Source organism: Pseudomonas sp. GW821-FHT03C07, assembly GCF_059420925.1.
In genome coordinates, this window is the sequence record NZ_JBWKUQ010000020.1 from 14,648 (window position 1) to 35,953 (window position 21,306).

19 protein-coding genes and 1 pseudogene are annotated in these 21,306 nt (G+C 58.4%); 10 read left to right on the top strand and 10 right to left on the bottom strand.

The window, feature by feature from the left end; genetic code table 11:
* Positions 1 to 262: 262 nt before the first annotated feature.
* The 3 genes and pseudogenes from AC07VG_RS27510 to AC07VG_RS27520 all read left to right on the top strand — a co-directional run.
* Positions 263 to 1,417: pseudogene (locus AC07VG_RS27510) on the top strand (FIST signal transduction protein); the annotation flags it as partial.
* 372 nt (positions 1,418 to 1,789) lie between these two features.
* On the top strand, positions 1,790 to 2,287 hold the full coding sequence (locus tag AC07VG_RS27515) for a methyl-accepting chemotaxis protein (protein WP_495003235.1): 498 nt from the start codon (positions 1,790 to 1,792) through the stop codon (positions 2,285 to 2,287).
* A gap of 228 nt (positions 2,288 to 2,515) precedes the next feature.
* On the top strand, positions 2,516 to 4,093 hold the full coding sequence (locus AC07VG_RS27520) for a sensor domain-containing diguanylate cyclase (protein ID WP_495003221.1): 1,578 nt from the start codon (positions 2,516 to 2,518) through the stop codon (positions 4,091 to 4,093).
* A gap of 84 nt (positions 4,094 to 4,177) precedes the next feature.
* Here AC07VG_RS27520 and AC07VG_RS27525 read toward each other — a convergent pair whose 3' ends face one another.
* Both AC07VG_RS27525 and AC07VG_RS27530 read right to left on the bottom strand, forming a co-directional pair.
* Entirely contained in the window at positions 4,178 to 4,411 is a 234-nt protein-coding gene (locus AC07VG_RS27525; RefSeq protein ID WP_495003220.1) for a hypothetical protein, read from the bottom strand.
* A gap of 601 nt (positions 4,412 to 5,012) precedes the next feature.
* Complete coding sequence (locus tag AC07VG_RS27530; RefSeq protein ID WP_495003219.1) at positions 5,013 to 5,315, bottom strand: putative quinol monooxygenase; 303 nt, start codon at positions 5,313 to 5,315, stop codon at positions 5,013 to 5,015.
* 234 nt (positions 5,316 to 5,549) lie between these two features.
* Between AC07VG_RS27530 and AC07VG_RS27535 the strand changes: the two genes are divergently transcribed.
* The 3 genes from AC07VG_RS27535 to AC07VG_RS27545 all read left to right on the top strand — a co-directional run bounded on the left by AC07VG_RS27535 (position 5,550) and on the right by AC07VG_RS27545 (position 7,780).
* The gene (locus AC07VG_RS27535) at positions 5,550 to 6,719 is read left to right on the top strand and encodes an alginate lyase family protein (protein WP_495003234.1); all 1,170 of its coding nucleotides are present in this window, start codon (positions 5,550 to 5,552) and stop codon (positions 6,717 to 6,719) included.
* A 212-nt stretch (positions 6,720 to 6,931) separates the two neighbouring features.
* Positions 6,932 to 7,144 (top strand): DUF1059 domain-containing protein, encoded by a 213-nt coding sequence (locus AC07VG_RS27540; protein ID WP_495003218.1) that lies wholly within the window; start codon positions 6,932 to 6,934, stop codon positions 7,142 to 7,144.
* A 396-nt stretch (positions 7,145 to 7,540) separates the two neighbouring features.
* Positions 7,541 to 7,780 carry a hypothetical protein gene (locus AC07VG_RS27545; protein ID WP_495003217.1) on the top strand — a complete coding sequence of 80 codons (240 nt, stop codon included), beginning with the start codon at positions 7,541 to 7,543 and terminating at the stop codon, positions 7,778 to 7,780.
* A 31-nt stretch (positions 7,781 to 7,811) separates the two neighbouring features.
* On the opposite strand, the gene AC07VG_RS27550 is transcribed toward AC07VG_RS27545, so the two are convergent.
* From AC07VG_RS27550 to AC07VG_RS27565, 4 genes are all read right to left on the bottom strand, one after another.
* Positions 7,812 to 8,180 (bottom strand): hypothetical protein, encoded by a 369-nt coding sequence (locus AC07VG_RS27550; RefSeq protein ID WP_495003216.1) that lies wholly within the window; start codon positions 8,178 to 8,180, stop codon positions 7,812 to 7,814.
* Positions 8,180 to 9,148: a hypothetical protein gene (locus AC07VG_RS27555; protein ID WP_495003215.1), complete on the bottom strand. Its 969-nt coding sequence runs from the start codon at positions 9,146 to 9,148 to the stop codon at positions 8,180 to 8,182. Before AC07VG_RS27555 ends, AC07VG_RS27550 begins: the two co-directional genes overlap by 1 nt.
* A gap of 380 nt (positions 9,149 to 9,528) precedes the next feature.
* Positions 9,529 to 10,017, bottom strand: coding sequence for an RES family NAD+ phosphorylase (locus AC07VG_RS27560; RefSeq protein ID WP_495003214.1), 489 nt, complete (start codon positions 10,015 to 10,017; stop codon positions 9,529 to 9,531).
* The gene (locus tag AC07VG_RS27565) at positions 10,014 to 10,514 is read right to left on the bottom strand and encodes an Xre family toxin-antitoxin system antitoxin (protein WP_495003213.1); all 501 of its coding nucleotides are present in this window, start codon (positions 10,512 to 10,514) and stop codon (positions 10,014 to 10,016) included. Before AC07VG_RS27565 ends, AC07VG_RS27560 begins: the two co-directional genes overlap by 4 nt.
* 271 nt (positions 10,515 to 10,785) lie before the next feature.
* Between AC07VG_RS27565 and dusA the strand changes: the two genes are divergently transcribed.
* Positions 10,786 to 11,787 (top strand): tRNA dihydrouridine(20/20a) synthase DusA, encoded by a 1,002-nt coding sequence (gene dusA, locus AC07VG_RS27570; RefSeq protein WP_495003212.1) that lies wholly within the window; start codon positions 10,786 to 10,788, stop codon positions 11,785 to 11,787.
* Positions 11,788 to 11,971: 184 nt separating this feature from the next.
* Here the strand turns inward: dusA and rssC are convergent, their stop codons facing one another.
* Both rssC and rssB read right to left on the bottom strand, forming a co-directional pair.
* Positions 11,972 to 12,454, bottom strand: a complete 483-nt coding sequence (rssC, locus tag AC07VG_RS27575) for an anti-sigma factor antagonist RssC (RefSeq protein ID WP_248805119.1) — start codon at positions 12,452 to 12,454, stop codon at positions 11,972 to 11,974.
* A complete protein-coding gene (gene rssB, locus AC07VG_RS27580) occupies positions 12,454 to 13,635 on the bottom strand; it encodes a two-component system response regulator RssB (RefSeq protein ID WP_495003211.1) in 1,182 nt (393 codons plus the stop codon). Before rssB ends, rssC begins: the two co-directional genes overlap by 1 nt.
* A 276-nt stretch (positions 13,636 to 13,911) precedes the next feature.
* On the opposite strand from rssB, the gene AC07VG_RS27585 reads away from it, so the two are divergent.
* Positions 13,912 to 14,208, top strand: a complete 297-nt coding sequence (locus AC07VG_RS27585) for a PilZ domain-containing protein (protein ID WP_495003210.1) — start codon at positions 13,912 to 13,914, stop codon at positions 14,206 to 14,208.
* Between the two features lie 63 nt (positions 14,209 to 14,271).
* On the opposite strand, the gene AC07VG_RS27590 is transcribed toward AC07VG_RS27585, so the two are convergent.
* Positions 14,272 to 14,958: an MlaA family lipoprotein gene (locus tag AC07VG_RS27590; RefSeq protein WP_495003209.1), complete on the bottom strand. Its 687-nt coding sequence runs from the start codon at positions 14,956 to 14,958 to the stop codon at positions 14,272 to 14,274.
* A 195-nt stretch (positions 14,959 to 15,153) separates the two neighbouring features.
* Between AC07VG_RS27590 and pcrP the strand changes: the two genes are divergently transcribed.
* Both pcrP and AC07VG_RS27600 read left to right on the top strand, forming a co-directional pair.
* The gene (gene pcrP, locus AC07VG_RS27595) at positions 15,154 to 15,765 is read left to right on the top strand and encodes an HAD superfamily inactivated hydrolase PcrP (protein WP_495003208.1); all 612 of its coding nucleotides are present in this window, start codon (positions 15,154 to 15,156) and stop codon (positions 15,763 to 15,765) included.
* Between the two features lie 123 nt (positions 15,766 to 15,888).
* Positions 15,889 to 16,152: a DUF4404 family protein gene (locus tag AC07VG_RS27600; RefSeq protein ID WP_495003207.1), complete on the top strand. Its 264-nt coding sequence runs from the start codon at positions 15,889 to 15,891 to the stop codon at positions 16,150 to 16,152.
* Between the two features lie 71 nt (positions 16,153 to 16,223).
* Here the strand turns inward: AC07VG_RS27600 and AC07VG_RS27605 are convergent, their stop codons facing one another.
* A complete protein-coding gene (locus AC07VG_RS27605) occupies positions 16,224 to 21,290 on the bottom strand; it encodes a dermonecrotic toxin domain-containing protein (RefSeq protein ID WP_495022238.1) in 5,067 nt (1,688 codons plus the stop codon).
* Positions 21,291 to 21,306: the final 16 nt, after the last annotated feature.

The following is a 21,306-nucleotide window of genomic DNA, read 5'->3' on the forward strand; positions in this document are numbered from 1 at the left end:
GATTCGTTGCAAGCAACCTGCCCCTCTCTGCTCTGCCAGATGGGCATTGTCGTGCAACCAACAACCGTCGGCGAAGTCAGCCTGACCGGTTTCATTGATCAAAATCAAAACTCGAAATCACATTGATATCACGCTGAACAGCACGGGTTGCGCCGAGGCAACGCTCAAATCAGCATCGCCAAGCCCTGCAAGCGCCCCCCTACGGCAAAGGACCGCTGTTATCCACAATAACAATCTGCGGTTTACCCTGAGGTAGTCCTTGATGAATCTCTCTCATTTGTTCAACCGGACCCACTCCTCTTCGCCAGGCACCCTCAGCGTGCACAGTACCGCCAGTGAACTCCAGGCCAAGCTGCAGGCGATTCGCCTGGAGCCGGTATTCATCTCCGGCTTCGTGTCGCCGCACCTGGACCTCGACCAGATCGCCCGCACGGTGCGCCAGCGCTTCCCGGGCTGCGTCATCAGCCTGTGCACCACCTCCGGCGAACTCTGCAGCAGCGACAGCCAACTCTACTGCCCTACCGGCGAACGCTGGGACCGGGTCGTGCTGCAGTTGTTTGACCGTGGCGTGATCGCCAGCGCCGAAATTGCCATGGTTTCCCTGGAGTGCAGCGACATCCGCGGTGATGGTAAACGCCTCAGCATGCGTGAGCGCATCGCCCGCCTGGTGCAGAACCTCAAAGGCGTGCAACTGCGTACCCGTATCGACCAGCGTGACACCTTGGCCTACATCCTTTTCGACGGTTTGTCGGCGTCCGAATCCTTCTTCATGGAAGCCCTTTACGAATCCGGTCGCTTCCCTTGCCTGTTCGTTGGTGGTTCGGCGGGCGGCAAGGGCGATTTCAAGAAAACCCTGATCCACGATGGCACTCGCAGCTATGAGAACCACGCCCAGATCGTCTTTCTCAAGTGCCCGCCCGGCATTCGTTTCGGCGTGTTCAAAAGCCAGAATTTCCAACCCTCGACACTAACCTTCAACGTCCTGACCGCGTCGCTGGAAGATCGCACCATTCACCAGGTCATCGACACCCAAGGCAATATCAAGACCATGGTCCAGGCCCTGGCCGACGCCTTCAAATGCGCACCGCAGGCATTGGAGCAGCACCTGAGCGACTACTCCTTCGCCATCCGTGTGGGCCAGGAATTGTTCGTCCGCTCCATCGCCCGCATCGATCCGGCGCAAGGCCTCGTACACCTGTTCTGCGACGTGGCGCCGGGCGAAGAACTGATCATGGTCAAACGCACCTCGATCCGCGACGCCACCCGCACCGACTACCAACGTTTCCTGCAGGGCAAGGGCGGCCAGCCGATTGCCGGCATCCTCAACGACTGCATCCTGCGCCGGCTCAACAACACCGCGGAACTGGGGTCCATGACCGGTCTCTTCGGCGACGTGCCGCTGATTGGTTTTTCCACCTTCGGTGAGATTCTGGGGCTCAATCTCAACCAGACCCTGACCGCGATCTTTTTCTTCCGCGTCGCCCACGGCGCCAGTTTCGAGGATGACTACGTCGACCGCTTCCCGATCCACTATGGCGAATTCAAGGCCTTCTTCCTGCGCCGTCAGGTCAAGAAGCTGGTCGGCCTCAACCATGTGCTGGTCAAGCAGATCGAAGCCTTCAAGAACAACAACTTCGTCAGCACCCTGGATGTGAGCGGCCTGGATGAAAACCTGCAACCGGTGTTCCACGGTCTGACCGACCTGGGTGCCGCACTCGACCAGGCCAACCGCCATCAGGAACAGATCGCCAGCGAGCTGCAGCACTATTCCCAGGAGTTGCACCTATCGATGGACGACCTGGCCACCACCATCGACCAGCAACACGACGTCGCCGCCGAAGCGCGCTCAACCTTCGACGGCCTGTCCACCCAGGCCGACGAGGTAGTCGGCGGTGCCCGCGAGCTGGCGCAGTCGAGCCTGCGCATCCAATCGATCGTGCAGGTGATCCAGCAGATCGCCGGCCAGACCAACCTGCTCGCCCTCAATGCGGCCATCGAAGCCGCTCGGGCCGGTGAAATGGGCCGCGGCTTTGCCGTGGTGGCCGATGAAGTGCGCAAACTGGCGGAGATCACCCGCAAGAATGCCGGGGAGATTGGCGTGGATATCGATCGGCTGTCGTCCGAGATCCAGAAAGTCGCGGTGCAGATCGAAGATCAGTCCACGGCCGTGGGCACCCTCAGAGGCTTGTTCAACGCTCTGGAAGACTCCAGCCAGACGACCGAGGGGACGTCACGACGGACCAAGACGATTGCCGATACACTAACCGGGCTGACGCGGCGCGGCTGAAGACAAAGGGTCTGTCGGGAACCTGAACACCTGTGGGAGCAATCGGTCGACACTTCCACAGTGGGGTGCCTGTGCTGCCAGGCCCTTTCAAGGTAAAATTGAACAAAACAGCATCAACGATGCTCCGCTCCCCCCGGCGACTACGTGACAGCGTACGCCAGGCATCCCAACCGCCCCATTGCTTGATTGCCACCACAGGCATTCCCATGTCGATCCGGATTCCATCAAATGCCCACCCGGCCAAAGCCAAAACTTAACCTGCGTACTCTTATTCTGCTGATTGCGCTGCTCTCCGCAATCACGACCCTGGCCAACAGTTTCTGGGTGATCTATAAGGTTCAGAAGCAGGAACTGATCACCAACGCACTCAATAACAACAAGGATTATGCGTCGAGAATCGCTGTCGGTATCGAGCAAGTCCTCAGCTCCGACATCGACAAACTCAAATACAGCGCCAGTGTCATCGGCCAGGGTTTTGACGAGCAGGAACGCCTGGGTGACGAAGCCCGGCGATTGCTGAAGCAGGACAGCAGTTTCAATTCCATCCTGGTGGCAAACGCCTCCGGCATGGTCGTGACATCAGCGCCGGAAAATCTGAACATCAGTGGTCAGGCGCTGCGTGACAAAGAGCCACTGCAAACCCGCGCCCCCAAGATCAGCAACTCATTCAGGTCCATCGCCGGCAACCTGGTGATCTTCATCTCTTATCCCGTATTCGGGGCAAAGGGAGAATACCTGGGGCTCATCGGCGGGACCGTGCGGCTCGACCAGGAAAACGCTTTGCACACCCTGGTCGATCAACATGTTCGCCATGACGGTGCCCATGTTTATCTGGTCGACAGGACACGTCGTGTACTCTATCACCCTCAACCCGACAACATCGGCGCCGTAGTGGGCGATGACCCCATCGTCGATGCCGTCCTGCAAAACAAGAGCGGTACCCTCCAGGCGCACAACGCCAAGGGCATCGAGATGCTTGCCGGCTTCGAAACCGTTTCCAGCAGTGGCTGGGGCGTCGTTTCGCAACAGCCGCTTAATAATACCCTCGCCACACTGAATGAGCTGATGGCCAAGGTCGGCCAGGGAATAGCGCCCGTGGGATTGCTCGGGCTCATTCTCATCTGGTGGTCGGGGACGAAGATTGCCAGCCCCCTGTCCATGCTGGCCCGGTATGCGAAACGATTGGATGCGCCTGAAAGCTATAAGCGCATCAGTGCAGTTTCAGCCTTTTTCAACGAGGCCTGGCAAATCCGCCGCGCACTGCTGCTCAGCGTCGGGTTGCTACAGGAGAAGATTGGCCGACTGAACCGACAGGCCCAGAGCGATGCGCTCACCGGCCTGGCCAATCGCCGGGCCATGCAAGATGCGCTGACGCTCTGGGAGGAAACAGGCCAATCATTCGCTGTTGTCTCCCTGGACATCGACCACTTCAAGCGGGTCAACGACACCTTCGGCCATGGCGTGGGCGATGAAACCCTTCGAATCGTCGCCGACCTGATGAAACAGAACTCGCGACAGAACGACTTGCCCTGCCGGGTGGGCGGTGAGGAGTTTGTTCTGCTGCTGCCGAACAGTTCACTCAAGTCGGCGGCCGAAGTAGCCGAACGGCTTCGGGCCTCGATCGAACACACGACCATCGAAACCGTCGGACATATCACGGTTTCGTTCGGCGTTGCCCTCTGGACACCGGAGGGGGAATCCGTCGCCGCGGTATTCGAGAAGGCGGACAAGCTTCTGTATCAGGCTAAGCAGAACGGCCGGAACTGCGTGATGGTAGAAGATGCGGGCGTGCCCGAGAGAACATAGCCTGGCGCCATGCCGATCAAGCGTTTTTTTTGCTCGGCCCGCTTGCCACCCACCCGGGTTGCTCGGGATCTCGACACCCGCCCGTTAGTCGTCCAGGCGCAGCACCATTTGCTCTTCATCATAAAAGCGCCCACCGATCCACAGCACCCGCGGCTTGATGCCGAAGGACTCGAATCCGAGCGAGCGATAGAAGTTGCTAGCAGCGACATTCGTTGGCCACATGGTGGATGGTGAATCGACAATCGCACGAAGGCGGATTGCCCTGTACGGTTGCGCGTCAATCTCCGACAGCGGTCTGATGATATGGCTGTCTTGCATAGACGCGAAACCTCTTCTGCGAATTGAAAGTCACGTCCGGCATGTGGCGTTAGTCTGGGTTGTTGGCTGTTGAGTCGGAGAACTCAATATATCGGTATAGCTGAGTCCGGTTATATTCGCTGATGCGTTGAAACACCTCAAGCGTTCGAACATGAAACTTTTCGAGCAGACAAAAGTAGCGTACGGCCGTTCAGAAGCGGCATGCGGGAGTTGCTCACGCATGCACAAACCGACACTACGAAACATGAATAAATGTATCAAAATAACTACAGCTGAATACAAATTCACAAGCAAAGTACTTATTGAATCTGTCCCCATAGACAGAAGGTGATGGCAGCAAAAAAAAGGAATTTCAAAATACAATAGCGCTTCGCGGTTCCGCTGTTTAATACAGTTCCCAATCAACTATCAGAAATATCTTGAAACCCAACTAATACTGATAACGTCTTACAAAAAAGGAGCGTGCCCGCTCGACTACGACCCAATAGCGTTTGATCATTTCGTAGAGCGGCACGCCAAGCAGACATCACAACCATCTTGTAAGCCAGACCCTGGATCGCTTCAAAATTGACCCGCCCCCTCTCATTCCAGGGTCGCACAGCTAGGCTGGAATCGTTGAACCGAGGTGCAAAACCGTTGCGGGGCCGGCTCTGAAGGTCGGGTTGTATGCGTCCGCTGCAATCATATGAGGCGTAAGATCATGAGCCTCCAGGGCTGATGTCGATGCCCATCGCTCAATCAAAACAAACTGCTCGTCATTGCCAGTAACCCGATGAAGATCGTATTGCAGGCACCCTTCTTCATTTCTGACCAGCGGGGCAAGTTTTTCAAATGCATCAATTTGCACTTGCCCTCGCCCCACCTGTGTGGAAATCAAAATGACTAGTTTCACTTCACTCGACATAAACAGGCTCCCTGCGGGTATTCAGAAATTTGATTGCACATTGCTGTAGGCCGCCGGTCTGACGACCATGGCAGAAAAGCATGATTTGGTCCATGCAGCAAGCCTGCTCGGCTTAGCCCAAACGACACAGCGAACTCGAGCCGTTCACGTGCGGTACAGAATGAACGGTGTACAGTTTTGTACAGACCGCCCTTTCACTCGGAGTTAAAAACGTTGACCTCCTCATTCAAAAGCATGAGCCGTTTAATTGGCACCTTGATGGCGATCGCCTTGTTTGCACCTTCCGTCATGGCAAGCTCTTTCCTTCATCCAGGTGCACTTCACACCCAGGCCGATTTCGACCGCATGAAGGCTCAAGTCACACAACACCTGCAGCCCTGGGCTGACGGATGGGACGTACTGGTCAAGAACCCCCATGCGTCATTGAACTGGACGCCACGCGCTCAGAGCGTGATTTACCGAGGCTATAACGGCACCAACAAGGAAAACTATGCCCTCCTGTTCAACGACGCCGCCGCGGCGTACGCGCTCGCTCTGCGCTGGAAAGTGAGCGGCGACGCCGCCTACGCCGACAAGGCCATCGCGATTCTGGATGCCTGGTCCAAAACGTTGACCCGGATCGATGGGACATCCGACAAATTTCTCGCCAGCGGTATTTACGGCTACCAGTTGGCCAACGCGGCGGAAATCATGCGCACCTACAAGCACTGGCCCGCGGAGGATTTCAACCGATTCAAGAGCCTGATGCTCGATGTGTTCTATCCGATGAACCACGACTTCCTGGTGAACCACAATGGCGCGAAGATCGATCACTACTGGGCCAACTGGGACCTGGCCAACATGGATTCGCTGCTCGCCATTGGCATCCTGACGGATCGCCGCGATATCTACGACGAGGCCATCGAGTACTTCAAGCACGGCAAAGGCAACGGTTCCATCGATCACCTCGTGTGGAAAATCTATCCAGATGGCCTTGGACAGACCCAAGAGAGCGGGCGTGACCAGGGACACAACACCCTCAATGCCGCCGAGCTGGGGGCGTTCTGCCAGATGGCATGGAGCCAGGGCGATGATCTTTTCGCCTACCAGGACAACCGTGTCCTGAAAGGCATGGAGTACATTGCGAAGTACAACCTGGGTCAGGATGTGCCTTACACCCCTTACAGCAACAGCGACGTCACCCAGGACATCATTTCAAACGCAGGACGCGGCGACACTCGCCCTGTCTGGGAGCTGTTCTACAACCACTACGTGGTGCTCAAAGGTCTCGATGCGCCGTACGTCAGTGCATTTGCCAAAAAGATTCGGCCGGAAGGCGGCGGCGGCAACTACGGTCCCAATAGCGGCGGATTTGATCAACTGGGTTACGGCACGCTGACCTATACACTGAAACAGAAACCATAAAAGGTTTCACCGCGAGCAACCGTGGTCGTAAACAATGAGGCTGGTGAAGGGACAGGCGAGGAACTCGTCTTCGTCACTAGCCGGGCCTCTACTACACTTTAAAAGTCGGCCCATTCGATGCGACAGGCCAGTGTGCTTGATGGGGGGATGGCGCGTCGGATGATCGTTCACGCAGGCCACAGCCTGCCTTTCGTCGTAGGGAGGAGAAGATCATGGCGCGCAAATACATTGACTGCCGCGAGTTCCCAAGCGATTCAAAATGCTCGGTCGCGCTGTCCGCAGACTCTGAAAACGAACTGCTCGAGGCCGCGGTACAGCATGCGGTCAGTGTTCACAAGCACACCGACTCAGCGGAGCTGCGGGGGCAACTGAAGACGATGTTTCACGACGGTACCCCGCCTGTTGCAGCACCGCGTCCCGCTTAGCAAGGAGCCCCTCTGTAAGGGTTGCCGAAGGCTTGCGTATTTCGGCCCGTCGTGACCCATTTCCGCCTGTTCCGAAACAGCCGGTCACACCCTTACCGAAATGAGCAGTCACGTTGTTAGCAAAATACCCTGCACCTCATTGTGCATGACCTGACCCGCCGCCACCCTGCGTCCCATTTTGGGGAAGCGAAGGATGGCGGCGCGGCGAGCAGCCATACCGGGTTCCCCCGGCCTTCGCTGACAGTAGATTTCTTTCGCCAGCACCAGCAGGTACTCACGGAGGAGACACTGACCGTCGGCGACGATGAGTTTGCTGTTGGGGGGCTTACGTGGATGGACCACGAGTATGGCAACTTCGGAAACGCTGCCAACCCGGCCTTGTAGTTCCAGCAGACAATGCAGTTGGAGAACGGCGTCCACATCTCGCACTACACGACCCTCAGCAAGGGAGCTCCTGCACCAAAGCTCGATGTGCCGGTGTCGAGCAAGGCAACGATCGAGTTCCCCGATGGAACCACCTACTACCAGACGGATTGCACGATGACGCCGACCGGGAAGACGTGGACCGGTGCGACCGGCGTGGTGTTCTTCATGGAGTTCAAAGTCGAGATTCCATCGTTCGATGTCAAAAAATGACTACAATCGGATCCCCCCCATAAGAAGGTGTTTATTGAAACTGCCGCCATCCCCAATAAACAATAGCAATCGATAAGAACATCATCCCTAAGCAAAAAGGGACGACGAACCAGCGCCTGAGGGCTATTGGAATGGATTCCAGCTCTTGCTCGGTGAGCCATCCACGTCGTATGCAACGCTTTGAAAACACGAAAAGCCCACCGATGGCAAACGTTCTCGCCATTCGGTCGTTATAGGAGTTGCCTTTCCAATATTGGCGTTCTGCAATCATCGCCACATTATCCTTGAGGTAAGCCTCAACCAGATCCAGCTTGGTTTTAGCAACATAGCCCGAAAGGCCGAGACCAAAGAAAATCAGGAACAGAACTAGAAAAGCACCCGAGATCTCTAACGCCATCATCAATGTGCCCTCTCATAAATCACATCCCCTGTAAACTCTCCCGCTCCGCCCCCGATCAGCCCGCCGATATAGCCACCTGCGGCTCCACCAATGATTCGGCAACTCAACGCTCCCCATCCCCCTGATACGATGCCCAATCCAAGGCCGCAAACCAGCAGCCCCGCACGCGCTCCAAATTTTCCTCCGTAGTAAGACCCCGTAATCCCGCCCGCCGCTTTAGCTCCTTCCACATAACGCGCCTTCCTGCACTGCTCCTCCCGTCCCGTCGAACACGCCTCCTGAATCGCCAACCCCGCCGCCCCCACATCCAGCGCCATGCCTACATAGCCACCTTTGCTCAGGAAACGAGAAGTACTGGCAATCTTGTTGATCCGTTGCGCATACCCATCGATTTCCTGGCGATGCAGGTAGCGTCGAGTGGAAATGCCGAGCATCTTCTTGATCGAATTGTTGTGCCGCAGGCTAGTGCCGTAATGGCCGACACCCAGGAGTTGGGTGTCCAGCTTCTGGAACAGTACCTGCCGCTTGGCGATAAACTCAGCCCTGGCTGAAGTACCACCTTTCAAATGCTGCTGATGCAGTTTTTCGATTTCCTTCAAGGTGTCCTCAATCCCACTCAAGTGTCGTCCCCAGGCCGCCGTGGTGCTGCCGATGCCAATCGAGCTGTAACCCAGTAAACCCTGCAACAAATCATAGTTGTTCAGGATCTCGACACCCGCCCTGGGTTCGAGACTTAGAGCCAGATCGATTTCCCGGGCCCGGGTCATCAGCCAGGCTTCTTCGAAAGTACAGGACGCCGTGCTGTCGTCGGGCACGATCACCAGTTGCCCTGGGGTTACCATCGAGCGGCGCAGGTGACTATTGATCGTGTCGAACTTGGTGAGCGCAGGTGAACCGCGCTGTATCAGCAGTTGGCTTTTTAGACTGGGGTAATGAGTGGTTTTTCCATTGATGAATCCGTGCGCCATGTTTCACATCCTTGATGTATAAAAAATGGCGTTAGATATAAAGGCAGATAAACACTAAAAGAAGAGCGATACTGCTATTTTAGACGACTCTCAGCCAACTATCAGAAACATCCTACGCGCTAGCAAAGTGACAATTGACACTACCGACATAGTCACGCAGGTGTACTCGCGCGGCTTCTTCTGGATCCAGGTCACGCAGTTCTGTTGTCCGTGACTCGCTACTAGGCAAAAACACCGTCAGCGTATTCCCCCGATCACAGCATAAAAATTAGAGTATTGAATACCCCCATGCTCGATTGTGATTTCGTCCTCCATAGGCAAACACCTTGTCCTTTTTCGTAAATAAACACGGACTTGAGTCCCTACTGACCAAGCGCCGCTTACTTAAGCAACCGAGTATCCAGCCCAAACCGCTCCTGCGACACAAGTCTGAACTGCTCAGCCGCCAAATCGCAGCTCACCAGCAAATTCCAGGAGTGCCGAGTCACCGCCGAAGGGATCAGCACAAAGGGATACTGCGCCAACAACTCATCAGCAAACTGTCGCTGATTGGGCGAGGGTAATGAAGGGACAAGCCAATTTGGGTTCGGCACATCTTCTGGCTGCACAACCTTGATAAGCGACGAATCCAGCACCTCAAAGCACGTCAGCACATGGGGCACCATATCCAGTGCATCGAACCCCAAGTGGGCCGCAACTTCCAGAATGGCCGTGGACGGGTCGGACGACGCGTAAATCACCCGGCGGCCGGGTGGGTTCCATCGGCCACCGGATCGTTGCGCACCAATGCCACTGTCCCACGTGTCCTTGTAGATCTCGCGGTCGAGGCGCCAAGCGTGCCACCGCCCGTCCCAGGGCAAAGGATTCATTGGTAGACACCGTGTTCAATCCTGCTCAGGTAATCTTCCACCACCTGGAAGCCAAGCGAGTTCTCGATCAGTTCCAGTGGGACATTACCGTCCAGGTACTTGCAGGGTTTCTTCAGCCAATCCTCAGCCAACTGCTGACTGCCAAACACGTTGGTGGCGTGCTCCAAAGTCTGGGCATACTGAAACGCAACCGTACTTTGTTGCTGGTTCAGGCGTACTGGCTTGGTCTCTTTCGCCAAACGCTGGACGGTCCTGACAGACTTCCCTGTAATGCGCTGAACCAGGCCGTGCTCCATGTACAGAGTGGACGTTGAAAGCATGTCCCTGACGTCACTCAGGTCAAAGCCCTCCTGCGTGTACCGGATGATCAGCATGCGCTCATCACCTTTGCGGCCATGTAATAGCACCTCAGTAGGCTTTCTAGTGACGTTCGTTACCACCGCTGCGTTTCCCGTGGATTTGACGGTTGGCTTGTCAGCTTGCTTCGCTGCGGACATAGCGATGACCTCCCTACGACATTTGGCACAATCATAGCGCCAGATGTCGCGATGCGGGAAACTGAGTTTACCGGCCTAGGCGTATCGTAAAAGCGAAGCACTCGAAGCGCTCAAGCCAGCATTTGAAGCGAAACATTTCAAAAGCCAACTGCCCTTGCCAGCCCCGGCGATCAACCCCATTTCCTGATAAACTGCCCCATTCAGCCTCACGCCACTCAAGCCCGCGCCCTGCCCCATCCGCGCCGGCTGCGCCCACAGCGACAGACCTTCCATGCCTTTGAACGACGCGACACCTTCCCGCTCCGAGCCACCTCGCCGCTTTTCCGTGGCCCCGATGATGGATTGGACTGACAGACATTGCAGGTTCTTCCTACGCCTGCTCTCCAAGCACACCCTGCTCTACACCGAAATGGTCACCACTGGCGCCATCCTTCACGGCGACCACGAGCGTTTCCTGCGTCACAACGAAGCCGAGCACCCACTGGCCCTGCAACTGGGCGGCAGCGTGCCGGCTGACCTCGCCGCCTGCGCCCGTATGGCCCAGGATGCCGGTTATGACGAAGTGAACCTTAACGTCGGCTGCCCCAGTGATCGAGTGCAGAACAATATGATCGGCGCCTGCCTGATGGGGCATCCCGAGCTGGTGGCCGATTGTGTGAAAGCCATGCGCGATGCCGTGTCGATTCCAGTTACGGTCAAACACCGCATCGGTATCAACGGCCGTGACAGCTACGCCGAACTCTGCGATTTCGTCGGCAAAGTGCAGGAAGCCGGTTGCCGCAGTTTCACCGTGCATGCGCGGATCGCGATTCTGGAAGGTCTGTCGCCAAAGGAGAATCGGGATATTCCGCCGCTGCGTTATGACGTGGCCGCTCAGTTGAAGCGGGACTTTCCAGCGCTGGAGATCATCCTTAACGGCGGGATCAAGACCCTGGAGCAGTGTCACGAGCATTTGCAGACGTTTGACGGGGTGATGCTGGGCCGCGAGGCGTATCACAACCCGTATCTGCTGGCCGAGGTGGATCAGCAGTTGTTTGGCAGTGAAGCGCCGGTGATTTCACGGGCGGAAGCGTTGGTGCAGTTGCGGCCTTATGTGGCGGCGCATATTGCTGATGGTGGCGCGATGCACCATATCACCCGGCATGTGCTGGGGCTGGGTACCGGGTTTCCGGGGGCGCGGCGGTTTCGGCAGTTGCTGTCGGTGGATATTCACAAGGCCAAGGATCCACTGGCGTTGCTGGATCAGGCTGGGGAGTTGTTGGAGGGGCGGTAATGCGCTCGGCGAGAGACCGCGTTATCGTTCTTCGCGGGCAAGCTCCGCTCCCACAAGGACCGCGTTATCGTTCATCGCCAGCAAGCTGGCTCCTACAGGGGCGGCGGGGCGTTCGAGAACAGCGCAAAAAGGGCGACATCTGCTTAGATGTCGCCCTTTTTTGTACGCTCTCGGCGTTAGACGGTCAGGTGCGCTCCAGCGCATTCACCAGGTCGTGAAAGGCTTCGCGGTTCGAATCGTTCAGGCCCATCAGGATCTTGTGCGCTTCCAGTACCTTGACCCGCACCACCTCTTCCGACTGGTCCTGCGATGGCAGGTCAGTCAGGCAGTCCGTGCACGGAATCGGGTGATTGACGATATTGAAGACCTGGTCAAACCCCATGGACTGCAACAACCGGGTGATATCGTCGTGGGTGGTGACCACGGTCGGCAACAAGCCCACCTTCTGCCGCGACAAAATCGACAGCTTGGCCAGCAAACCCAGCGTGGTGCTGTCGATGCTGCGGGTTTCCGTCAGGTCAATCACAATCGCCGAGAAGTTCAGCGCCGTGAAAATCCTTTCAATTGTTGCATCCAACGCTGAACAGAGGGTCAGGCGAACTTCACCGACGAACTTCAGAACGAAGGTGCCATCCTGCTCGGCGAACTGGATTCTACCGGTACTCATCAAATGTTCCTGCTCAACACTAACAGGGCGATATCATCCGGCATCTCCCCTAGCGTGGCCAATCCAAAGACCTGGCGCAAGCCATCCAGGCTGCCCCCGGCTGTTTTTACCAGTTCAGGCAAAGCAGCCTCTTTCTCTTTGAGTGTATCTTGCTTCAAAAGGTCCAAGATGCCATCTGACATCAGCGTCAAGCTGAACGCCGGCGGCAGCTCCAGAATGTGATCTTCATAGGTAGCTTCGTTGAACAAGCCCACCGGTAAACCACGACCTTCCAGGTAACGCACGCTGTCCGGGGTGTAGAGCACCGGCAACGGCAAATGCCCACCAATGCTGTAGGTCAGCAACCCGGTTTCTTCATCGATAACGCCGCCAACCATGGTCACATGCTTGCCCAGCTTGCAGTTGATCAGGCCGCGGTTGATATGACCCAGCACTTGCGACGGGGTGAACTCCGGCAAGGTACCGTTGCGCTTGGATTCGAACAGCAGCCGCGTGGTCATGAATTTCAGCAGCACGGTGACAAACGCCGACGACGCACCATGACCGGACACGTCCGCCAGGTAGAACGCCACGCGGCGCTCATCAACCCGGAAGTAGTCGACAAAATCGCCTGACAGGTACAACGACGGAATGATCTGGTGCGCGAACTGGAAGTCGTCGATGCTCCACGGGCTGGTCGGCAGCATGTTCATCTGCACCTGGCGACCGGCGTTCTGGTCTTCCTGGAGCAGGTGCAGGCTGGCTTCGAGCTCGCGGTTGGCGGTTTCCAGCTTCTCGCGGTAGCGCTGGTTCTCCAGCAGCAGGTGCGCACGATCCAACGCCCGGCGCACGGAGTGCTCCAGGACGGCGAGATCCTCAAGAGGCTTGATCAGGTAGTCGGCAGCACCCAGGCGCAACGCCTCGACAGCGTCGTTCATGACGCCCGCGCCGGACACCACGATGACGGGTGTCTGCGGTGAAAGGTCGGTCACCTGACGAATCAGCTCGAGACCGCCCATCTGGGGCATCCGCAGGTCGCAGATCACCAGGTCGGGCTTGGACTGCTCGAATACCTCAAGACCCTGTAAGCCATTACCGGCCTGCAGGACGCTGAATCCGCTGTCTTCCAAGTAGGCCGCAAGGCTTGCACGCACTACTTCGTCGTCATCAATTATCAGCAGCGTGGCACTGGTTTTTTGCATGTGGGCAAACGGCGCCAGAATTAGGTTGGCGTAGACAGCAAGGCAACGTGCCCGACTCGTACTACTGGATTCGCTTTCTAGCCTCTCTGTCGCGAACAAGTCGGACGATCACGTCCGGTGCATCGGTATCAGAGGTGCCCTTCTAAGGCGCAGACGGTACTCCCATCCGCCGGGCGTTTCAAGCTCATGCCGATGGTCGCTTGACGTCTTTACACCTCAAATCACCGGGAGTTATAAGAACAGTGCAAACCACAACGGAATTGAAGGACTGCCCCCATGAGCCGAACCGATCAGGACTACAGTGAAAAGCGTGATTACATCCGGATGCGCGTCGAGGCCGACGTCACGCTGATCCACGCCGGACTGGAGATTTCCGCCACCTGCCTGGACCTGTCGAGCAGCGGCATGCAGATCGCCGCGCCAAGGGCCTTCAAGGCCGGTGACCAGCTGCTGGTGCGCATCGAGTCCGATCACCCGTCCCTCAAGGGCCTGGAGGCTGAGACCGAGGTGGTTTGGGTCCACGACGACGAAGCTGGTCAGCGACTGGGGCTGCATATCCTGAAGATGAGTTGAGACCTGCCAGGCACAAAAAAAGGCGCCCCCTTGAGGTCGCCTTTTTCATTGGCCCGGTGACGATCAGAAATCGTCTACAACCTTGCCGTCCTTAACCTTGAACTCGCGGTTCTGCAGGTAGGCGTTGCGGATGAAGATGTACTTGTCGCCGGTGATCAGCTTCTCGCTCGACAGCAGGCTGGTGCGGGTGTCGATCACCTGCGCGCCGAGCGACATGTTGCGCGCTGGAATGTCGTTCATGTAACGCCAAGGCTGGGTATAGGTGTCGATGTACTTGGACGGCGCGTCACGCAGGGTGCTCGGGCCGAAGAACGGGATGACCACGTACGGACCGCTGCCCACGCCCCAGTGTCCCAGGGTCTGGCCGAAGTCTTCGTCGTTACGCTGCAGCCCCATCTTGGTGCCGACATCGAAGAAACCGGCGACCCCGAAAATGGTGTTGAAGAAGATCCGTGAAGTATCGACGCCGGCCGCTTGAGGCTTGAGCTGCAACACGTCGTTGGCCAGATTCTGCACATCGCCGATGTTGCGGAACATGTTGTGGATGCCGTCGATCAGGAACTGCGGCGTCACCGCCTGATAGCCCTGGGCCAAAGGTTTCAGCGCGTAGGTGTCCAGCACATCGTTGAACTTGAAGATGGGGCGGTTGACGCTCTCCCATGGATCTTCATCTGCCGCCTGTGCGGCAAATGGCACCAGCGCAACGCTGGCACACAGGGACAATTGAGCTAGACGATCGATCCAGCGCATAAAAAGAACTCCTTGGATAAGACGGGCTGGGCAACCGCGCCCTCGAAAAGCGGCCAGTATAAAGCGGATAACTTCGATTAGGCAGTCTGGCCGGAACAAGTCCTACAAAGATTTGCAGATTACCCAAGACCGGCCGCCGTCATCCAACTGTCATGGGAGTGTCTTAACCTGCGGAGTCATTTCAGGGACGTTGCCATGCCATTACCCGCTGCCGTACCGCTGCCCGCGCCCACCGCCCTGCTCTTCGGTCTGAGCGGTTGTCTGGTGGATTTCGGTGCCCGCGCCCGCCCTCATCTGGACCCGGACGAGCACAACCACGCGACACCGGGTGCGCTGGAAATACTGCAGGGATTACAGCAACGTGGCGTGCCTTGTGCCTGGCTGGATGAATTGCCCCTCGCGGTCAGTCAACCGCTCGCCGCGACCCTGCCACGCTGGGTCAAAGCCTCCCACTCCCCCGCCAATGGCGTCCAATGGCCGGCGCCCAACGCCTGCTGGCATGCGCTGATGACCCTCGGCGTGCAGCAACTGGACGGCTGCGTGCTGGTCAGCGGCGAACCGCGCCTGTTGCAATCGGGCCTGAATGCCGGGTTGTGGACCATCGGCCTGGCCTCCTGCGGTCCCTTGTGCGGCCTGTCGCCAGTGGAGTGGCAGGCACTGCCGCAAAAGGAGCGGGAGCGCAAACGCGGCAAGGCCACCGTGGAACTGTTCGGCCTCGGTGTGCACTCGGTGATCGATCATCTGGGTGAACTGGCGACCTGCCTGGATGACATCGCCCTGCGCCGGCTCAAGGGTGAGAAGCCCTGACGCGGCGATCTTGATCGAGGTCATGCAGGCCGCGCGGGAGTGGATTACTCTGACAGTCAGGCACAGACTTTTAGCGCCACATGGCGGTCTATGCCAAAGACTATCCAAAGAGGAAGTACCACAATGCCTGCCCGCGAACTGCAAGAACAACTCAATACCCTGCGCGAGCAACTGGAGCAGAGTCCGCCCCTGTCACCGGAAGAACGTGAACATCTGCAAGTGTTGATGCAACAGATCGAAGCGCAAATCAAACTGGAAACCTCGACCCAGGACAACAGCCTGGCGGACGGCGTCAACCTCGCCGTGGAGCGTTTCGAACTCGAACACCCCGCCATCGCCGTCACCTTGCGCAATATCGTCCAGACCTTGGGCAATATCGGCATCTAAGCGACTCGCAGCCAGGCCCGGCGTTCGCCCTTGACGGGTGCGCCGGGCACAGCGTGCAAGGGTCGACGCTTCTACAGCTCGACACTCTCGACCCCCTGCGCCCGCGCCAATGCCTCCCGGGTCAGTTGCTCCAAGCCACTTTTTCGTTGCTGAGCAATCACTTCGAGCGCACCGGTGTACAAGGTCTCGCTCATTTCCTTGCCAAGGGGAATGTCGGCCTGGGCGATCCCCAGGGTGGCCGCCGTGCTCAGTACCGTACCTGTCCATCCCGCTCGTTCCTGGGCCGAAGCTTGCGGCTGCCGCGCCAGGTCCTCCAACGCCGCCCGCAGGTCCTCTAGTGCATTCAAGCGCGCCTGTGCGGCGCGGGCGTAGCTCACCACCTCGGGCAACGCTTCCAGGTAGTCCATCCATAGAGGCTGCTCAAGCAGCAGCGCGACCCGCTTGTCCAGCGTGCTCTCGGCGGCCAGCACCCGGGTGCCAGCCTGCCAGGTCATGTCCTGCGAGACGTTGCTGGCGCCGCGATACAGCATCGACAACGGCTGCCAGGACAACCCCAGGCGCTGGGCGAGATCGACCCGATAGGCGAGGAAAATCTCCACCTCGTCGACGTCGGGCCAGCGCCCATCAGCCGCCAGCGCCGCCAGGTTCCCCGCCTCCTCGACCTCGGCCGGACTGGCCTGACGCGCCCTGGCCAGGTGCATTGCCTCTGTCCTGGCCTGCTCTACCCGGGTCGACCTGAGGATCTCCTGGTTTATGGTCTCGACTTTCGCGATGTCGTTCAAGCGCCCCAGCCGCGCACGGCCCTCGGCCAGTTGCAGATAGGCACTTTCCCGGGCCTCCCCGGTCAGGCCGCGTGCTTCGTAGAGCAAGACCTCGGCCCCCAAGCGACTGAAAACCTCGGTGAAGCCATCGGCACAGGTTTCCAGGTCGGTCGTCCAGGCAAACAGCGCCCGACGCAGCGTGGTGTCCCGGGTCGCCGCCTCGATCATCCGCCAGACCCGGCGGGTCAACTGCGCACGGAATTCGATACGATAATCAGCCGACTGACGCAACGCCGCGATGGCGGCCAGGAACGTTTCATGTCCGGGCTCATGGGCGATCAGGTTCCACAGCGTCCGTCGACGCTCCTGTTCCTCGACCGAAAAGCTGCTGTCCAACCAACTTTCCACCACCGGAACCAGGCTCGGCACGCCCACCGTGAGTCCGCTTTCTCCCGGCAACATAAAGCGTACCGAAGGTCGATCACGGAACATGGCGATGTTTTGCCGTGTCACATCATCCAGCGGATTGCCGTAGAGCAGGACCGTCCGCATCCGCTGGCTGCTCAGGGCATAAAAGTCCCCTGGCAGGGAGGTCAGGCGATTGCCTTGCACATCCAGCAATGTCAGGTCCAGCAACTCCAGCGCCCCGGCCGGCCAGGCGATAAGTTCGCTGCGTTGCACCTGCAGCGCTCGCAGTCCAGGCATGCCTCGGGCATCGAAGGTGCTCAGGGGGTTGCCATTCAGATTCAAGCGCCTCAGGCCCCTCATGCTGCGCAGTTGCGCGCCCAGCGCCTGGGTCCAGGCGATGCGATTGCCATTGAGCTGCAAGTTGCTCAGTTCGCCCATCAGTCCAAGACTCGTCGGCAGCTGGGTGAGCCGGCCACCGGTGATCTGCAACCGGCGCACCTTGGGAAAACGCTTGAGAAACTCATTCAGGTCATTACGATCGCGCAGCCCCACCATGGCCAGTTTCAAGGAGGCCACATGCTCGAAACTTTCATCCAGTTCGGGCAACTTCAGCAGATTGGCCCCGGAGAGATCCAACTCATACCCCAGCACCTGCCCCGTGGAATCGAGCATCGGCTGCGACTCCCGGCGCCAGCACTGTTTGATCCGTTCCACCACGGCTCTTTTCGCGAGGGTATTGACGTGCCAGCCGCCGACGCCACTGTGCTCACTTTCGTACTCGGGCCCCACCCGCCAGTACTCCAGCGCCAGCTTCAGCTTCTGGTACTCGGTGCGCCGCAGCTTCAGGGCCGCCAGGAACGCCTGGTCATCCGGCCCTTCCAACACCAGAAATCGCCGCACCGCCTCCGGGTCCTGGCCGGGATAGAGCTTGTCCACCAGCCGCTGGATATGGCCCGGCAGCCCTGCCAGGGTGCTCTGCCGCTGCCCTCCGAGCGGGTAACCGATGCGGCCATCGCTCAAGCGCATCGGCGAGCGGAATCCGGGCTGGATCGCCGGCATCTTCAACAGCCGGCGAATCCGCTCGCGGGACAGCGTCAGACGTTGCACCACCGCTCGCTTAAGCTGCTCCGGTCGAGTGGTTCGCGAGAACCCCACGGACTTCAACGCGTCGTCCGGCAGGGCCCTCAGCAACGTGGCTTGAAGACTGCCCGGGGGCTGCGCCGGCCGGCCGAGCGCGCCCTCGATCACGTACTCGTTCGAGGTGCGGATCAGCGCCAGGCGGTTTTCAATCGAGGTCGGCGCGCCCATGCTGTCAATCAACCTCAGGCCACCCGGCGCCAAGGCAGACGGTTCATAGAGCTCGATACGCAAGGCTTTCGACCAACCCGGCAGGTTGTCCAGGGAATGCAGGAACAGCCGATCGGCATCCAGACTGACCGATGACTCGAGGAACATCCCCTCATACGCCCGGGCGATACGCACCTGTTGCAAATACCAGTGGCTTTCTTCCGCCAGCCGCAACGGCAACTTGCCGGCTTCCAGCAAGCCGATTTCATAAGCCTCGGCCGCACTCACCAATTCTTCGATAACCGCCGTTGACAGGCCCGGAAACGAACGTTTGAACACCGCGGCGAAAGGGTTTGTCGAACGGGTACGAAACTCGTAATAGTTCTCGAATAACGCACTGCGCTGATTTTGCGCCTCGTCCACCAGGCGCTTGTTCAATGCCGCCCGTTGTTGCTCGGCGCTCAACGACGGCTGATCGGCACGCCGTCCGAGCATCGCCTCGATCTCCGCCAGATCGAGCCCCTGCTGCACCACCTCCAACAGCTGGCCGTCACGTATCTGGCTATCGCGGATCGACAATACCGGCAGTTGGGTTTTATCCGCGGGACCGTACGCCTTCAACACACGCCCATCGGCATCCAGGAACCGCAGCACCTTCGAAGACGGCCATACGGTCTCCAGCAACTGTTCCTGGATACGCCAATCAACCAGGTCACCGTTGGTGCTGCCGGTCTCGATAAAGCGCTGGATATCGGCATTGACCCGGAAGCGTGCCACCGTATCGCCGAGCAACGCCGGCGTCTTCATCTGCTCCAGGTAAACCGGACGCAAGGCATCGGCCTCGACGCCACTGACGGTCATGATCCGCCCGACCTGCTCCCAGCTCATGCGCTTGAAGTCGGCGCCCAGACGCTCGAACAAGGTGCATTCATCCCACCATAGCGGGTCTTCCAACTCATGTACCCAAGCGCCTGAACCGTTGTGCCTGAACAGCGGTTCATAGGTGCTGCGGGCCGGGTGCTCGGCATGGTATTCACTGGCAAGCTGGCCGGGCCTGAGCTTGTAGTAGCCACCCTCGAACGGCAGGTAAGCGCTGGCGTTGTGCCGGTGGAGTCCGTACTCGTCGGCCTTGAGCCCTTCGGGCAGCGTCGGGGTCTGTCGATAGGGCTTGAGGTTCGCTTGCCATAAACGGATGTCACCGCCAGGCACCTTGACCCGTTTGAGGCTGTTGATAAACGCGGCGGCGTCACTGTCGCGCGCCACCCCTTGCATGAACGCCCCCAGCTCCAGGGTCAGCACCACGCCGAGAAAGCTCAGCACTGCCTGTTTTTTATCGCCATGCTCCCACTCTTCGATGCCCTCATAGAGCTGCACAAGCAACTGCGCGCCGGCGACCGCCAGCATCGCCTCACCCAAGCCCGGCACAAAAAACAGCAGGTTGACGCCCCAATTCAGGAAGGCTTGCCAACGGGCGCGACGGGGCTTCTTGTCCTCCTCATCGGTCGATACCGCCAACACCCGGGCGTCGTCAAGCATCTTGACCAGATGCTGGGTATAGAGCTCGGTGAAGGGATCGGCAAACATCAGTGCGGTCCGCAGTTGCAAGTCGGCGCGCTCATCCGCTACCCGTTGACGCATTCCCGGGTGCAAGGGGTTGAGCCGCTCGTTGAGAACCGTGAAAAAGATCGGCTGGGTGCGCAAGTGGATATACCGTCGGAAGCTGCGCTGATAATCCAGGCTACGCAGCCGGCCTCGCAGCTCATCCTCGAAGGCCGTCAGGTTCGGGTACTGCTTGACTGCCTGCTCCGCATCACCGGACAGATACACCACACAGGGGCGCGCCTTGGGCGCTTGTCGGGACGCCGCGCAAGTCAGTAACACGCCCTTGAGCAGCGCACCTCGATAGCCACTTTGCGGAACAGGCACATTGAGGATCTTGAGGTCATGACATTCCACCGGGTCCGAGCCCCAGACAGGCCGCGGATCGCCGCTGACCAGGCCTTTGAGCATGCGATAGACCGATTCGTCGATATGCCCTTTCATCAGCGCAATATCGGCCTGTACCGCCAATTCGGAAGTCTCGCTGGCCACGCACAATCGCTGAAACTCGTCGCCTGGTTGACCGAAGGCATTCTTGCGCAAAAGGAACGACTCAATATGTTTTTTATATTGCCCGCCCAGATCCAGGCCTCGACATAACAAGGCGAACGCCTGCAGGGTCAGTGGCTTTTTCAGAACCGCGTGGCTTTCGCGGATGATCTGCGAGCCCCGATCGAAGCCAAAATAAGTGGTTTCACTTTTCTCGAAGTTTTGCAGCGCCGCCTGCAATAACGTCTGCTCTGTCACGCTTTCCTGATAGGCCGTGGAGAGTGTTTTCGCCGCCAATATATGAATATGTCTGAGTTTGTCGCGCTGAATATCCAGGCCCGGCCCGAACGCATTGTCCAGGGCCTCTTGCAAGCGCGGCGCGGCGAACACTTCCGGGCTCTGCAAGCCCCGCAGGTAAACCGCCAGGCGGGTTTTATCGGCCTGGTGCAGGCGCATGTTATCGACGTAGGAGCGTCGATGTTCGGCGGACGCTTTTTTCAACCAGTCAGGCAACCCACGTTCCACGGTTGCATAATAATCCTCCGCCTCCAGGGGAACGCTGATATCTGTTTCGTCAACGGTAGAAACAAGCATATTCGGAAAACCTTAA